At 43.8% G+C, this 15,509-nt stretch carries 11 protein-coding genes and 1 tRNA gene; 4 read left to right on the forward strand and 8 right to left on the reverse strand.

Annotation, left to right across the window (positions count from 1 at the left end):
* Positions 1–43: 43 nt before the first annotated feature.
* The 4 genes from fba to pdhA form a co-directional block, all read right to left on the reverse strand.
* Entirely contained in the window at positions 44–1,123 is a 1,080-nt protein-coding gene (fba, locus tag HC643_RS05875; RefSeq protein WP_038084930.1) for a class II fructose-bisphosphate aldolase, read from the reverse strand.
* A 247-nt stretch (positions 1,124–1,370) separates the two neighbouring features.
* A tRNA-Lys gene (locus HC643_RS05880) sits at positions 1,371–1,442 on the reverse strand.
* A gap of 56 nt (positions 1,443–1,498) precedes the next feature.
* A complete protein-coding gene (locus HC643_RS05885) occupies positions 1,499–2,335 on the reverse strand; it encodes an aldose epimerase family protein (RefSeq protein WP_038084929.1) in 837 nt (278 codons plus the stop codon).
* 96 nt (positions 2,336–2,431) lie between these two features.
* Entirely contained in the window at positions 2,432–3,466 is a 1,035-nt protein-coding gene (pdhA, locus tag HC643_RS05890) for a pyruvate dehydrogenase (acetyl-transferring) E1 component subunit alpha (protein WP_038084927.1), read from the reverse strand.
* A gap of 699 nt (positions 3,467–4,165) precedes the next feature.
* Here pdhA and HC643_RS05895 point away from each other — a divergent pair.
* Positions 4,166–6,481 carry an IMS domain-containing protein gene (locus tag HC643_RS05895; RefSeq protein WP_038084923.1) on the forward strand — a complete coding sequence of 772 codons (2,316 nt, stop codon included), beginning with the start codon at positions 4,166–4,168 and terminating at the stop codon, positions 6,479–6,481.
* On the opposite strand, the gene HC643_RS05900 is transcribed toward HC643_RS05895, so the two are convergent.
* Entirely contained in the window at positions 6,478–6,927 is a 450-nt protein-coding gene (locus HC643_RS05900) for a response regulator (RefSeq protein WP_038084921.1), read from the reverse strand. The genes HC643_RS05895 and HC643_RS05900 overlap by 4 nt on opposite strands.
* Positions 6,928–7,596: 669 nt before the next feature.
* On the opposite strand from HC643_RS05900, the gene HC643_RS05905 reads away from it, so the two are divergent.
* Positions 7,597–7,917: a slr1957 family protein gene (locus HC643_RS05905; RefSeq protein ID WP_038084918.1), complete on the forward strand. Its 321-nt coding sequence runs from the start codon at positions 7,597–7,599 to the stop codon at positions 7,915–7,917.
* Positions 7,918–7,973: 56 nt separating this feature from the next.
* On the opposite strand, the gene HC643_RS05910 is transcribed toward HC643_RS05905, so the two are convergent.
* Both HC643_RS05910 and HC643_RS05915 read right to left on the reverse strand, forming a co-directional pair.
* Positions 7,974–9,716, reverse strand: coding sequence for an alpha/beta hydrolase (locus HC643_RS05910; RefSeq protein WP_237265840.1), 1,743 nt, complete (start codon positions 9,714–9,716; stop codon positions 7,974–7,976).
* A 379-nt stretch (positions 9,717–10,095) separates the two neighbouring features.
* Positions 10,096–10,662, reverse strand: a complete 567-nt coding sequence (locus tag HC643_RS05915) for a helix-turn-helix domain-containing protein (protein WP_050046377.1) — start codon at positions 10,660–10,662, stop codon at positions 10,096–10,098.
* A 513-nt stretch (positions 10,663–11,175) separates the two neighbouring features.
* On the opposite strand from HC643_RS05915, the gene HC643_RS05920 reads away from it, so the two are divergent.
* Positions 11,176–13,761, forward strand: coding sequence for a sensor histidine kinase (locus HC643_RS05920; RefSeq protein WP_038084915.1), 2,586 nt, complete (start codon positions 11,176–11,178; stop codon positions 13,759–13,761).
* A gap of 140 nt (positions 13,762–13,901) precedes the next feature.
* Positions 13,902–14,528 (forward strand): response regulator, encoded by a 627-nt coding sequence (locus tag HC643_RS05925; RefSeq protein ID WP_038084971.1) that lies wholly within the window; start codon positions 13,902–13,904, stop codon positions 14,526–14,528.
* A 60-nt stretch (positions 14,529–14,588) separates the two neighbouring features.
* Here the strand turns inward: HC643_RS05925 and HC643_RS05930 are convergent, their stop codons facing one another.
* Positions 14,589–15,506, reverse strand: coding sequence for a histone deacetylase family protein (locus HC643_RS05930; RefSeq protein WP_038084912.1), 918 nt, complete (start codon positions 15,504–15,506; stop codon positions 14,589–14,591).
* Between the last annotated feature and the right edge of the window lie 3 nt (positions 15,507–15,509).

A 15,509-nucleotide genomic window follows, 5' to 3' on the forward strand; every position in this document is an offset into this window, starting at 1 on the left:
ACACGTACTTTACTCGTGTCCCTATTTCCCTATATGTCTTTAATTAGACAACAGCAGCTTTCTTTGTAATGGCGCTGAGTTCACCCTTAGCATATTTAGCAGCAAATTCGTCAAGGGAGATTTGCTTGATCTTGCTAGCGTTACCAGCAGTACCAAATTGCTGATAGCGTTCGATACAAACCTTCTGCATGTACTTAATGGAAGGCTTGAGGAAGTGACGGGGGTCAAATTCCTTAGGCTCTTTTGCTAAAGCTTCACGTACAGCGGCAGTGATAGCCAAACGGTTGTCAGTGTCAATATTTACCTTACGTACACCGCTCTTGATACCTTTTTGGATTTCTTCTACTGGTACACCATAGGTTTCAGGAATTTTACCGCCGTACTCGTTAATCAGTGCAATCAAATCTTCTGGTACGGAGGAAGAACCGTGCATAACTAAGTGGGTGTTGGGCAAGCGGCGGTGAATTTCTTCGATACGGCTGATTGCCAAAATTTCCCCAGTTGGTTTGCGGCTGAATTTGTAAGCGCCGTGGCTGGTACCAATAGCGACTGCCAAAGCGTCTACTTGGGTTTGTTCTACAAAGTCAACTGCTTGGTCGGGGTCGGTTAACAGCTGGTCGTGGGAAAGAGTTCCTTCAAACCCGTGACCATCTTCTTTATCTCCTTGACCGGTTTCCAATGAACCCAAACAACCAAGTTCACCTTCAACACTAACACCCAATGAGTGAGCGACTTTAACTACTTCACGGGTTACACTAACGTTGTACTCGTAGCTAGCAGGGGTCTTAGCATCAGCTTCCAGCGAGCCATCCATCATCACGCTGGTGAAGCCATTCTTGATTGCTGAGTAGCAGGTAGCCGGTTCATTGCCGTGGTCTTGGTGCATGGCAATGGGGATGTTGGGATAAGTTTCCACTGCTGCCAAAATGAGGTGACGCAGGAAGTTCTCCCCAGCATATTTACGAGCGCCTCGGGAGGCTTGCAAAATAACAGGGCTATCTGTCTCTTGGGCAGCCTGTACAATCGCTTGTATTTGCTCCAAGTTGTTCACGTTGAAAGCAGGTATGCCGTAACCGTTTTCTGCTGCATGGTCTAAGAGCAGTCGCAGGGGTACGAGCGCCATAGATAGTCCTCCTAAATGTGATTGTCAGCTAGTGGGTCAGACAAGCGTAAATTATTACGCTATTTTTAATAGTATTTTAAGCTTATAGGAAATTATAACTACTGTTGTATCTTTATGTTGAAAAACTTTAAGACTTTTCGTTAATCGTAAACATTTCAGGTTCTTTTTGTGAAGAATCTTTAAGGTAACGAGTGCTAGATATTTACACGAAAACGCGCCCTAGCGCGTTTCTACATTCTTTATTTTATGGGTCGCCCGGGATTCGAACCCGGAACTAATCGGTTAAAAGCCGAGTACTCTACCGTTGAGTTAGCGACCCTTTCTTTTTATCGACTATGTCATCATAGCATAGTCGAGTGGAGTTTTGTAAAGAGTCTAGAGAAAATTTATTTTGAGACGCACGTTAGCGCTGTAGCTGGTGTTTGGTTCCAGCACAGTCAGGCTCTCACCCGTGTTTAGAGCGTTGCGAGGAGCGCTCCAAGGTTCCAGACAGTAGAAATCCTTACCTTTTACCGTCCAGAAAACTAAAGTGGAATATATTTCATCATATTCCATCTCCAATTTTAACTTACGACTGCGATCGCTAACTGTTGCCAATTTGCCATTTAGGTGCTTGAAGGCAACATCGATAACATCGGCGTTATAGTCAAAAGTCCCGTTAAAGGAATGAACTTCCTTTGTAATTTGGTCTTGGTATTGGTTTGAGGGGATTTCAAACTCTAATTGAGTTTTGTCAGATGTTACAAAGTACGGATGGAACCCAATAGAAAAAGGCATCGCTTCGGAAGACAGATTTTTGTACTCCTGTCTTATCTCTAAAGTATGACCTTCGATCTTGTATGTAAATACGATCTGAAATTCAAAAGGATAATGAGCGCGTGTTTGCTCGTTACTACTCAGAGCGATCGCAAGAGTTGCTTTGTCCTGAGAAACCTCTTCCCCTACAACCGACCAAGGTAAGTCCCGAGCAAAGCCGTGTTGTTTTAAAGTATACTCCTGCCCGTTATAAGTATATAAATTATCTGGTAAGTTTCCGCAAATGGGGAATAAAATTGGAACTCCACCTCTAACACTTAATTCAGGGTTAGCAAAGCGTTCCTCATCCAAGTATAAAATGTCTTGACCTTCTACTCGCCACCCGATAATAATACCGCCACGTTCGGGGACAACCTCCAAGCGAGATTGATTTGTTTGTATGTATCGTTTATTCATAGTTATGAGTTCTGAATTATCAGTTATGAGTTATGAGTTATGAGTTATGAAATTAATTGAGATTCATAATTCATAATTCATAATTCATAATTTTTACTACTCGTCCTCAGCAAATACAAAGCGGTGTAACTCGCTTGGACTCGGTTCTGGGCTGCTTTCGGCAAATTTTACGGCTTCGTCTATAACTTGCTGTACCTTTTGGTCAATGTCTTTTAGTTCTTCGCTAGAAGCTAAGTTTTGCTCAACAAGATAAGAAGCAAACTTCTTGATAGGGTCGCGGGAGAACCAATATTCCTTTTCTTGTTTGGTTCGCATTTCATCTGGGTCGGCTAGGGAATGACCTCGGAAACGGTAGGTCAGTGCTTCAATGAGGGTAGGACCTTCCCCCGCACGCGCACGAGCTACAGCTTCCTGGGCTACTGCTCGCACGGCTAAAACATCCATTCCGTCTACTTCCACGCCAACCATATTAAATACGCTGGCTTTCTTATAAATTTCTGGTTGGGAAGTCGCCCGTTCGTGAGCCATACCGATCGCCCACTTATTATTTTCCACTACAAAAAGAATTGGTAGATTCCACAGAGCCGCCATGTTGAGAGTCTCAAAAAACTGACCGTTATTGGCAGCTCCATCGCCGAAAAAGCAAGCAGTTACTTGGTCGGCGTTTTTATCGCCCAAGATCTCGCGACGGTATTTGCTTTGAAAAGCTGCTCCTGCTGCTACGGGAATACCTTCTGCTACAAAAGCGTATCCACCCAAAAGACGGTGTTCGGCAGAAAACATATGCATGGAACCACCACGTCCCTTACTGCATCCTGTAGCTTTGCCAAATAACTCCGCCAATACCTCTTTTGCGGGTACTCCCGCACTCAATGCATGAACGTGGTCTCGGTAAGTACTGCAAACAAAATCTTCTCCCGGTCGCATCGATTTGATCACGCCAGTAGAAACTGCTTCTTGACCGTTGTATAGGTGTACAAAACCAAACATTTTGCCCCTGTAGTACATTTCGGCACACTTGTCCTCAAACAAGCGTCCCAGCACCATGTCCTCGTACAACACTAACCCTTCGTCTCTGGTTATTTGTACCGTTGCTGTATCAAATTTAGGTAATGTGCGTTCTTGGCTCATTATTTCTTGGTATTCCTGTCGTAAATCTTAAAGTTACTGTGTGAGCAAATTTGCCAAAATGCAGCGTAAGCTTTTAAAAAGATAGCATTTCACCAGGAGCTAGCCAAAGACCATAATTTGATGACTGGTAACTGGTAACTGCTGTTATAGCTTTTGGCTATAAATTAGCTGTCGCGATAGTCAGTTTTCTGCCTATTTACTAACAATTTCACAAAGCCATATCATACATTGTTATTCTTCGTGAGATTGTTGCTATGAATGAATACCTGTGGTATACTTCGGTTCTCTCTATTGGAGAAAGTATAAAAAAGGGGGTTCTTTCACCATATAGTCGGAGAAAATTTCTCTAGATCGCCTGAAGGAATGATTTAGTTATAAACTCTGAAAAGAGAATAGATATAGGCTTCTATACATTCCTACCACAACAGCACTCAATATTAGCGCTGTCAAACAAGGTGAGACTCATTCTCTGTTAGCTGTTACCAGGTTGCAGTACATTTACAAAAAAAACGTAAAAATAATCTTAAAAAGAGAAATTCTGTCTCAAAAAAAGCAAAACATTATCATTGAAGGCGTGGGCAAAAGTGCTATAGAGCACATTTATAGTTCTATGTTACTTGAACGGCAGAATGATAAGTTTTTACAATTCACTCATGCTGTAGGAAAATTATGTTTATCGCGCTGCAGGGGAAGTAGGCTGTGCGAATTCCGCTAGATTACTACCGAATTTTAGGCATACCGATGGCGGCAAGTGAGGAACAGTTGCGGCAAGCATACGGCGATCGCATTATGCAGCTGCCGCGACGAGAGTATTCCCATGCAGCAATTACATCGAGAAAAAAACTCATTGAGAAAGCTTATGTTGTCCTATCAGATCCCAGAGAACGTAAAACATACGATAAACTTTACCTAGCTCACGCTTATGGTTCTGAAAACCATCAAGATAAGGCTGTGGCTGTTGAAACTGCCCATCAAGGTAGTGGAGATGTTGAGTCGCTCAATTTCAGCATTGAAATTACACAAGACGAGTTCGTAGGGGCGCTTCTAATTTTGCAAGAATTGGGAGAGTACGAACTCGTCCTAAAACTTGGTCGTCCCTACCTAATTGACAGAAACGGTACGGGCAAACGACACGTTAATAGAGAAGACAGCGAAGAAAACTACACGGTTGAACTACCAGATGTAGTTCTTACTGTTGCTCTTGCTTGTTTGGAACTAGGTCGCGAGCAATGGCAGCAAGGGCACTATGAAAATGCGGCAATCTCCTTAGAAACAGGAGAGGAACTATTAGCACGCAAAGGGTTGTTTCCCAGTGGTAGGGCTGAAATTCAGTCTGACCTCAACAGATTGCGACCTTATCGCATTTTAGAACTGCTAGCACTGCCTGAAGAAAATACAACCGAAAGATTCCAAGGATTGCAATTATTACAGAACGTTCTTGACGAGCGAGGTGGCATTGATGGCGCGGGAGATGACCAATCAGGACTAAACATTGATGACTTTCTCAGATTTATTCAGCAACTGCGTAATTACCTGACAGTTGCCGAACAACACCAATTGTTTGAAGCGGAAAGCAAGCGTCCCTCCGCAGTTGCAACTTATCTAGCAGTTTACGCCTCCCTAGCCAAAGGATTTGCCCAACGTCAACCCGCATTAATTCGTCAAGCAAAGCATTTACTGATACGCTTGAGCCGACGTCAAGACGTTCATTTAGAACAGTCCCTCTGTGCCATGCTTTTAGGGCAAACAGAGGAAGCCACGCGTGTCTTAGAACTCTCGCAAGAGTATGAAGCTCTAGCTTTTATTCGAGAACACTCTCATGATTCTCCAGACTTGTTACCGGGATTGTGTTTGTATGGAGAACGCTGGTTGCAAAACGACGTCTTTCCTCACTTTCGAGATTTGGTAGACCAACCCGCTTCCTTGAAAGATTATTTTTCCGATCCGGGTGTACAAGCTTATTTAGAAAACCTACCAACAGAAGAAGAAACAACTTACGAATCAGCAGGGACGACGTACCCACACCCATCTACTCAAGCACAAACAAATCATCGCGATCGGAACGATCGCCACAAGGGTTCTACACAAAACTCCAGGCAATTCCCAACAACCAGAACACCCTATGTAGAACAACCAGAAACAAGACCACAGCAAAGGGAAGACAATTTACGCTGGTCGCAACCCAATTATGCCTCCCCCATGTCTTATGGCAATGTCAGCAGACAGACACAAACCTCTATCAACTCACTGCCCAATACCCAATACTCTGTTAGAGGGACGCACCAACATGTAAACGGTACAGCCAAAACAGATCCTCCCCCATCAAGAAGACCAATACGACAGCCCACGCATTTAGGGTATGTCTCAGAAAACACTCCTGTTCCAAATCGCCGCCGTAGAACGCGCAATCGGCAATCGCAATTGCGCTTATTGTGGATGATATTAGCCTCAACCGCCAGTATCGTTGTGCTGTGGTTTGTCATTTCGACAACGATTGGATTTTTTAAAAATCTGTTGTCCCCCGCACCATCGTTAAAAGGCGAGCAAGTCTCAGTAGAACTCAACCAGCCGCCAATACCCATTCCGGACTCTACCAGCAAACCAAAACTACCCACAGGGTCTTTGACAGAAGAAAAAGCTGCAGAAATTGTTCGGACTTGGCTCGATATCAAAGCCGCAGCATTTGGCTCGGAACACGAACTGTCTAGTTTAGAGCATATTTTAGTCAGTCCAACCCTGACAAAATGGCGGCTGTGGGGTCAACGCGAAAAAGATAAGAATCGTTATCGAAAATACGAACATAGCGTTAAAGTCGAATCCTTGGAAACCAATCGAACTTCCCAAAACCAAGCTGCAGTGGAAGCAGCTGTCACTGAATCCACTGAATTTTATGAAAACGGTCAAAAGAAAAAGTCAGATAAAGAAAAATTACGAGTTAGGTACGATCTCATTCGGATGGATGATGGGTGGCGTATCCGCGATATGTCAGTCCTCAACAAAATTGGCTCAATTTAGCATTGGTCAGCGATCGCTGTTAGCGATCGGATTTGCAGCTCCATTTCCATCCATTTATGGGCTAGCAAGCGATGGACTCGCTGACGCAGCACGTCCCAATCAAATGGTTTTGTGAGATAGCCGGTGACTCCAACTTCCATCGCTTGCTCGCGAAACTTTTTGTCTTCAAGAGCAGTAATCATTAAAATTGGGGGACAGCGATCGCCTAACAGGGTTTGTAGTTGAGAGCAACAAGTAAACCCATCCATTTCTGGCATCATAGCATCTAATAACACCATATCTGGCGGTTGTGCCTGACAGATATCCAAACATTGTTGTCCGTTGCTAGCTTCAGCAACGGAATATCCTTCTTTTTCAATAGCCTGACGCAGTACAAACCGCATGAGCTTTTCATCATCTACAACAAGAATCACAGGTGGATTGCTGTCAAAGACGGAATTTATCATCCTGACTCCTTGGATGCTCTCACTTATAGCAAAGAAGTTCTACCCGTTGATACTCTTTTTTTTATTCCGTGACCAGCGTAAAATTACGGCGTTAGCGATCTTTAAACATTAACTGCATGCGTGGTTACCCACCCTCATCTCTCGCAAAACACTTTTAGATGGCTGTTGCAATTCCGGTCATAGAATTGTTTCACTTTACTTAAGGAAGGAACCTCTAATGGAATAAGTAATAGTACTTATTAATGTTTGTACGATCGCAGCAAGGCTAATACCCCAAATTTTGAAACCTGGAGTTTTTAAAACTTTTTGCATAATTCAAGAGTGACAAGAATATATTTTAAGTTTTTTATCATCTTCTACCTTCTGGTAGTTTAGGTACGTATTTTTTTTTAGATATCTTAAATGAACTGCTCGCTCAAATATTGAGAATTATTGAGCTATTAAGTCCCAAGTAAAGTTTATTTTCTTTTCGTGTGAGAATCAGCAAGCGGCTGTTAGTCTGAAAATATGTGAATTTATAGAAAAGCTCCAACAAGTGTTTTAATTTCTTAACCAAGCTTCGCGACAACCAAATAATCCTGATTGTTATAGACCAAACAGGTTATTTGTTAGGACTATCTCAAGGCTAACGATTCATTAATTATGCTAATTCAATTCCCCAGACCGAGTATGAAACATTATCATCTAGAATGGATCGCAGAATGGTGCCAAGACAACGGCTGGACAGATTTATTTGAGGAACGCCGTAATAACTACTGGGCTTTTCCACCCGGAGCTGTCATGCCCGAACCGATTCCCAATCAAGTATTAAGATTGATTAAAAGTCAAAAGGGAATGACTGTAGATGAGAAGTTTTGGTCTATATCAGCAGTCGTAGGTACGTTCGCTGCAGTTATTTCTACCTATTTGTTGAAATGTCCAATGCCTCTTGTTTTGGCATTTGCTTTTGATGCAGTCACAGCAGCTCGACTGGAGATAGAGGAAGCGTAAAGAGATAGTGGTTAGTTGCCATTGGTAGGTTCTTGTACCACTAACCACAAACCAATTCATCTTTTTTTGAACATTTGAGCAAACTGTTCGGCAGTGAAAGATTGAATTAAGTTTAAGTTTATAAGTGGCTGACTGATAAACTTTGCATAAGCTGCACTCAGGTAGGAACGTTGCTCTTGCTGCTGTAACAGATGGGTTTGGAAGAAAGCTAAACTTAAAGCTTTGACATAAACTTGAGCGATCGCTGGATCGGGACCGATTAAACTTGGTGGTACGGGTAAAACTCCTTGAGAAGAATTTAATTTTTGTGAAGTGGAGAAATGTGTAGCATTCTCCATCAGCACTAGATACTTATTTTGAGTTTGCAGCCAAGTAAACGGGCGAATTTGTTCTGGAACTGCTGGAGTAAAAATGTCTTGGCTTCCTCCAACCAGCATGACAGGAACTTTAATTTGACTCAATCCTCTTTGCCCTAAAATAGTGCTACAGAGAGGATTGAGTGCCATCACGGCTTTAATCCGTTGGTCTTGTATGGGATAGTTAGCAGCTGGTAGTTGATAGGCCCGACATTGTAAGAAAACTGATAGATTCAGGGAACGATTTGGATTGCAATCCTTGCGAACCTGCTCAAAATCAATTGTTGCTCCTGATAGAGCCAGACTGGTATAACCTCCCAAAGAATGACCGATGGCTCCTACTTGTTGTAAATTAAGTTGCCCTTTGAGAATCGGATCGGATGTAGATAGACGCTCGAGCTCGTCAAGCAAAAACTTCACATCTAACGGGCGATTAATCAATTCTTGTGGTTGTGGTGGACCTGCTAACCCTGCAAAATATTGCTGAAATTTCTTAGCATCACTTCCAGGATGTTCGATAACCGCAACTGCAAAACCATAGGAAGCTAGATGTTGGGCGACATAAGCAAAGGTTTCTTTATCTTCTGCGACACCGTGAGAAATGACAATAACAGGAAACGCTGAGGCGTTTTGAGTTTTTGTTGGTGTTTGAGGAAGATATAAATCAGCCTCAAACTGGCGATCGCGACTCTTATCATCCAAACTGATAGTTTTTTTTACCCAGTTAAAAGAACCTGGAAGGCGTAAATCCGGGAGTTTTGAGAAATCAGTATTTAATTGAGTGGCTGCTTCTGTTTGTGCAATCTCTTTAAGTGCGATAACAAGTACATCTCTTTTCTTCAAGAGTTCCGATAAGTTTTCGATAGTACTTTGGGTTTCCGTTAAATTCAGCCTGAGTGCTGGACTTGGGTAACGGCGAATCAGATTGACAAAGGTTAAGCCATCGCGATCCGCAGCTGATAATATTAGTGCAGAGCGAAGCGCATAAAAACCATTTTGTCTCTTGTCTGTCAGTAAAAATTCTCCCAACCTTTTCAGTAAGGTTTCACCAATTGCAGAATAGGTAAATTGAGACACTAGGGTAGGTGTGACCTCAAATTTTGTCTGGAGTAAATCTCGTAATTGATTTAACTGATTTGATTTTATACGTTTAGTATAAAAAGCAAACTCGTCAGTTATTTTGCCTTCTTTAGCAAAGGCTTCCAAAGAAGTTGTCGAGATCGAAAATTCCCCAAAGGGAGGGTATGTAAATTCTATTTTCTCGGCTCCGAGTCCTGGCATTACACTTATGAAAGTCGATAAAATACCGAGTGTAAAAGTACTTAGTACTGATGGCAAAGAGATTTGCTGTTTTTTGTGGTAATGAAAAGCCACAGCCTTTTGAAGGCAAGACTCCCCAAAGAATTGACCCAAAGAGCAATTCTTCATTTTTTTCGTCTTCATAATTCGCTGTCAAAATAATAATTTTTCTCGCTCGCGACGCAGCCTTTACGAAGTTCATTTAAAACCTCAATACAATCCTCTAGGTCATGTAGAAGTCGAAAAGCAATTGGGCATCGGTACGCGTTCCCGATTGGGTGTGAAAAACCATCCCTGCAAAAATCAGGGGGACTTTGGTATCAAAGGCATTTAACCGTTGCTTGCATATAGACAAGCCACGCTCTACAAAATAGACTCGCTATATGTTTTGAATCGATTGATGGAGGTAGCATTCGAGTTGCCTCTACGCTCGGGGAAAACTAGTACACCAAGTCTCGCTCATTCCTTGCTTCCCCGATACTATGTTTTTGCTATTTCTAGCACGTTCTGATAATTTTATCTGCTACTGTTTGAGAAACATAAAAGGTGTCATACCGACAATGCGTTTGAAGTGGCGATTGAGATGGCTTTGGTTAGAAAAGCCACATTGAAGAGCAATATCGGCAATGGAAAACTTGCGCTGCTCCAATAACTGCTTGGCTCGCTCGACTCGTTGCTGAAGTAAATACTGGTATGGTGAAATACCCATTGATTGCTTAAACAAACGACAAAAGTAATACTGGCTCATGCCAACGACTTCAGCAAGTTTTGAAAGCGTCACCTCTCCATCTAGATGGGTATTAATATAGTTGAGAGCTTTCTCTAAGGCATTTCTAGATAAACCGTCACCAACGGTTGGAATTTTTGGCGGAGTCTTAGAAGAACGTCTGATTAAGTATACTGCGAGCGCAACAGTGAGTGAATTAATCTCAGGCATTTCCCAAACTGGCTCATAGCAGTGTTTAACACAACTACCATCCCATCCCAAGCTATGGTCAGAGAGCAAGAGCGAACGGGGTAAAAGGTCGGCTATGGGATCTTCCTCTGTGAAACTGACTTTTAATAATTGCTCTTGAGAGATTGTTTTCATACTTCCATTCCGTAAGTTCATAACGTTGAAAGTTAGACTAGCTGAGCTTTCATTGCGTGAGGAATAGCTGGTTAAATCTTAATTTTGACGACTCAGTAGACGATCGCTTGTCGAAACAACTTTGGGGTAAGCTGCGCTCTAGAGGTGGATCTAAGTGATTTCGATCGCAATAACAGCTTACAGGGCTGCTTTGTTTCTGTCCCTAGTCATGAGAAGAAAATATTCGTAGAGTAAAGTTATTTTTTTAGCTCAACTTTTGTTGAGATATAATCCCTAACTTTCGTTGGGTTTTGTAAATTCTAGGGGGTGTGAGGAAGACTTTATGATGTTCCTTACAGTTGAGTCTTTCTCAGTTATATTGACGCTTCCGGTGTTTTGCAAGTTTTTTGGGTGTTACAGAAAACAAGAAGTAAGTGCTTTCTTGAATCTAAAAAACTCGTTAATTATCTTTCCGTGTAATGATAATTGCCTTATGCTAGGGAAAATCTCTGATTCCCAAACCTTGCTATGGACATGGCTGCTACTGAGTTCCCGGATCGCCTCTCTGCCCTAGAGCAAGAAAATGCTATGCTGCGACGCCTGTTGGGACAGCAAGGCTGCTCGCAGCTGCAACAGTGCGAGCAATCTTATGCGGTGCTACAAGCAGAGGTTGCAGAATACAAACGAAGGGAACAAGAACGGTACAAGCACACAGCAACTGTTCGCGAACAAGGGCAAGTTGCAGATCTGACAAGTTACGAACCAACTCAACAAGCTCTACTTCAAGCCGAACAGGTGCGATCGCAAGAACTCGAACGCATCAACGCGGAATTGCAACAAACGCTCGATCGCCTCAGCGAATCGGAAGCCCGGTATCGTGCTTTATTTGAACTCAGCAGTGAAGGGATCTATCGTTGGGAACTAGACCAACCTATCCCCTTAGCGTTGCCTGTGAGCGAGCAAGTCGATCGATTGTACCGTTATATGTATGTTGCCGAAGCAAATGCCGTCTTTGCAGGTATGTATAGATTGCCCTCGACTGAAGCGGCTCTAGGTTTGCGCCTTAGCGATGTTCACATCTCAACTTCCGACAAGAATCTAGAACTGATGTGTCACTATGTTGAGAACGGGTATCGAATTCGAGCGGCTGAATCTGAGGAAGTGGATAACGAAGGAAAGAAATGTTATTTCCTCAATAACATCATTGGCATCGTTGAAAATGGTCAGTTGACGGGTGGGTGGGGAACACAACTTAACATTACCGAACTGCGAGAAACACAACAAGTCCTCCTGCGAGTTGAGCAAGATCGGGTAGCAGAGCTAGCTAAGGCAAATGAAGAATTACTGCAGCGCGAACACGAATTGCAGCACAGTTATCGCCTGCTTTCTGCAGTAGCAGAAGTTGCTAAAGATCTTCTCGAAAACCCTCACATTGATAACGCCATTGACAACGCACTGAAGAAAATTGGCGAGACAGCAGGGATTAGTCGAGTTGGGCTAATGCAGGAAAAGCCAAGCGAGGAGAACGGACGGATGCAGCATCGCGTTCTGGCAGAATGGACAGCACCAGGAATTCCTCGCCAGAGTGAGGACCCGCGAACGAAAATTGTTTATACTGACGAATACGCCATCCTAGCAGATGAACTCCACAACGGTCGCTCCATCTGGCATTTAGTGACAGAATTTCCCGAACCTGCTCGGACTCATCAGTTAAACATCTCTGTTAAGTCTACAGGTGCAGTGCCGATTTTCATTGAAGGAGAATACTTTGGTTGCGTCTTCTTTGATAACTGCGTTGATTATCGCCAATGGTCAACTCACGAAATTAACGTTTTGACCTTTGGTGCTGGAGCAATTGGAGCAGCCCTACATCGGAAACAACTGGTCGATCGCCTGGTTGAAGAACGAATTCACGGCGAACAAGAACAGGTGGCAGAACTGGCAAAAGCCAATGATGCGCTTAAGCAAACGGTTGATGTGCTGGCAACGGAAACAGACTTCGATCTTTTTTTAGGACACGTGCTTCAAGTCATTGCCGAGCAACTTGAAGCACCGTTAACTGAATATTGGTACTGTTCCAAAACTGATGACACCGCCCGCGTTGGATTAACTTACTGGCGGGGACAGATTCTCAAACCGGAGGAACAGCCAGGGCACATTGGTTTGTATGGCTATCCGGTTCCACCAGAGATGATGCCAGAGGAAAGCTTGCATCATCGCTGCAGCCACTTCATTACTGAAGATGTGGCAACGAGTGCTATTCATATCCAAATTGCCAATGAGTTTGGATTAGATGCTGGAGCCTGGTATAGATCTCGTGGAGTAAGCCGTTTACTTAATGTTCCGTTGATTTTGGGTGAGAAAATGATTGGAGCACTGATTGTATTTCTTCCCAGCCATCGTCATTTTACCAAGCAACAAATTGAATTGACTTATACCCTGGCACAACAGGTAACGCTGGCCATTCAACTTACCAATCTTGCAGAAGAAGCCAAACAAGTTGCAATTTTTGAAGAACGCAACCGCATGGCAAGTGAAATTCACGATACCCTGGCTCAGGTCTTCACCGGCATTTCCCTGCAACTAGAGGTAGCGAAACCCTTGATTCACCAGGAACCGCAAACCGTAGAACGGATTTTAGAGTACACCAGCCAACTGGCAGAAACCGGGCTGACAGAAGCCCGTCGCTCGGTCTGGGCGCTCTACCCTCCCGCTGCTGAGTATGCCGATCTGGCACAAATGCTCTATGAGAGTGTAGAACACATGACCCGCAATACTTCTATTGCCGTTGAGGTGAATGTTCGGGGCAACTCCTGTCCCTTACCGCCTTTTATGGGCATGAACCTGCTAAGGATTGGGCAGGAAGCCCTCACTAATGCCCTTAAACACGCTCAAGCACAGAAAATTTCAATCGATCTCGGTTACGAACCCGACCGCATTTGGCTCACCATTTCCGATGATGGACGTGGCTTTACTCCTTTCACCTATATCGATAGCTTGAACGACGGTTTTGGACTGGTAAGTATGTACGAACGCGGCGATCGCATCGGTGCCCAAGTGAGCTTAATAAGCCAATTGGGGCAAGGCACCCAAATTCTTGTGGAAGCACCCTTGAATTAGAAGCAAAGCATTACGGAAGAAGGAATTTTATGACGACTCAACCGAGGGACAACAATGCTCAACCGCCAAATAAACGCCGGAGAAATCGAATTCCGTTTTCCCTATCTGCTCGCTACCCTTCCGTCTCTCCGCCACTGACCATGAGCGACACCAACATTCGCGTCTTAATTGCCGACGACCACCCGGTTGTTCGCTTTGGTCTGGCGATGATTATTCAATACGCTACCGGGATTGAAACGGTGGCTGAAGCCAGTACGGGCACCGAAGCCGTGCAACTCTTCCGCCAACATCGACCTGATGTCGTTCTGATGGATTTGAAGATGCCGGAGATGTGCGGTGTCGATGCGATCGCTGCGATTCGTCAGGAAGATCCCGATGCCCGGCTCATTGTACTGACTACCTATGATGGCGATGAAGACATTTATCGCGGGCTACAAGCCGGAGCGAGAGGCTACCTGCTCAAAAATGTCACTCGCCAAGAGTTAATTGAAGCAATCCAGCGAGTCCATGCCGGACAGAAATGTATTCCTGCTGAGGTCGGCGCGAGGCTATCTGAACGCATGAGCAGTCCCCAATTAACCGAACGCGAACGGCAAGTTCTTCTGCTCATGACTGATGGTAAGAACAATCAAGAAATTGCTACATATCTCAACATTAGCGAAGGTACGATTAAGTTCCATGTCAATGGTATTCTCAGAAAACTGGGTGTGAGCGATCGCACGCAAGCAGTTTTAGTCGCGCTCAAACGAGGGATTGCCAATCTCTAAGAAATATTAAAAATTATGATTAACGTCTTTCAAATTATTAAAAAAATCAGCCTAGAGAATTTAGACCAAACAATGTTTAATTGTTTCCAAGACTGATTTAGAAAGGGATTCAAAATCGTAACCACCTTCCAATCCGAACACAATCTTACGAGTTATTTCCAAGCAATAATCGGTGAATACACCATAATCTTGCGGTTGTAAATTTATACTTGCTAATGGATCGTCAGCATTGGCATCGTAACCAGCACTAACTATTAATAAATCCGGTTGAAAGTTTGATAAGAAAGGTATGACCTTTTTTTCAAATACGGGCTGGTATACCTCCATATTACTACCAGGAGGTATGGGTAAATTCAGCACATTGTGGTGAAATCCTTTTTCTGTTGCTCGTCCAGTCCCTGGGTAGCAGGGGTACTGATGCAAAGAACAATAAGCAACTTGTGGGTGTTCTTCTACGATTGCTTGCGTTCCATTGCCATGATGGACATCCCAGTCCAGAATGGCTACACGATCGATCCCTGGTTTTTGCAACGCGTAGAATGCCGCAACAGCAGCGTTGGAAAACAAGCAGAATCCCATCCCCTCATCACTAACAGCATGATGCCCTGGCGGACGAGCCAGGACAAAAGCCGGTTTGCCAGTTTCTAGCACAATATCTACTCCATCCAACCAGGCACTAACCGCTAGTAAAGCAACATCATAACTCCGGGGGGAAACAGGGGTATCTCCATCTAAATAACCGCCACCCGCGAGAGCAATTTCTCGAATTTTGTTGATATGGCGTTCAGTATGCGCTTGTTGCAAAAAAGACATTAGGGTTCGGGTTTCTGGTGGAGATGGCGATCGCCATTCAATTTGTTCTGCAAAAGTAGCTTGTTTGAGGGCAGTTGTAATTGCCATTAAACGTTCTGGATTTTCTGGATGGAAAGACCCCGTTTTGTGATCTAAAAACTCGTCGGAATAGATGACTGGCAACATAGA

It is taken from the genome of Tolypothrix bouteillei VB521301, assembly GCF_000760695.4.
Taxonomy (GTDB): Bacteria; Cyanobacteriota; Cyanobacteriia; order Cyanobacteriales; family Nostocaceae; genus Scytonema; species Scytonema bouteillei_A.

Excerpts from the sequence above, each read along its gene's own strand:
- fba (WP_038084930.1), bottom strand. The coding sequence starts at position 1,123 with ATGGCGCTCGTACCCCTGCGACTGCTCTTAGACCATGCAGCAGAAAAC.
- HC643_RS05885 (WP_038084929.1), bottom strand. The coding sequence starts at position 2,335 with ATGAATAAACGATACATACAAACAAATCAATCTCGCTTGGAGGTTGTC.
- pdhA (WP_038084927.1), bottom strand. The coding sequence starts at position 3,466 with ATGAGCCAAGAACGCACATTACCTAAATTTGATACAGCAACGGTACAA.
- HC643_RS05900 (WP_038084921.1), bottom strand. The coding sequence starts at position 6,927 with ATGATAAATTCCGTCTTTGACAGCAATCCACCTGTGATTCTTGTTGTA.
- HC643_RS05905 (WP_038084918.1), top strand. The coding sequence starts at position 7,597 with ATGAAACATTATCATCTAGAATGGATCGCAGAATGGTGCCAAGACAAC.
- HC643_RS05910 (WP_237265840.1), bottom strand. The coding sequence starts at position 9,716 with ATGAAGACGAAAAAAATGAAGAATTGCTCTTTGGGTCAATTCTTTGGG.
- HC643_RS05915 (WP_050046377.1), bottom strand. The coding sequence starts at position 10,662 with ATGAAAACAATCTCTCAAGAGCAATTATTAAAAGTCAGTTTCACAGAG.
- HC643_RS05920 (WP_038084915.1), top strand. The coding sequence starts at position 11,176 with ATGGCTGCTACTGAGTTCCCGGATCGCCTCTCTGCCCTAGAGCAAGAA.
- HC643_RS05925 (WP_038084971.1), top strand. The coding sequence starts at position 13,902 with ATGAGCGACACCAACATTCGCGTCTTAATTGCCGACGACCACCCGGTT.
- HC643_RS05930 (WP_038084912.1), bottom strand. The coding sequence starts at position 15,506 with ATGTTGCCAGTCATCTATTCCGACGAGTTTTTAGATCACAAAACGGGG.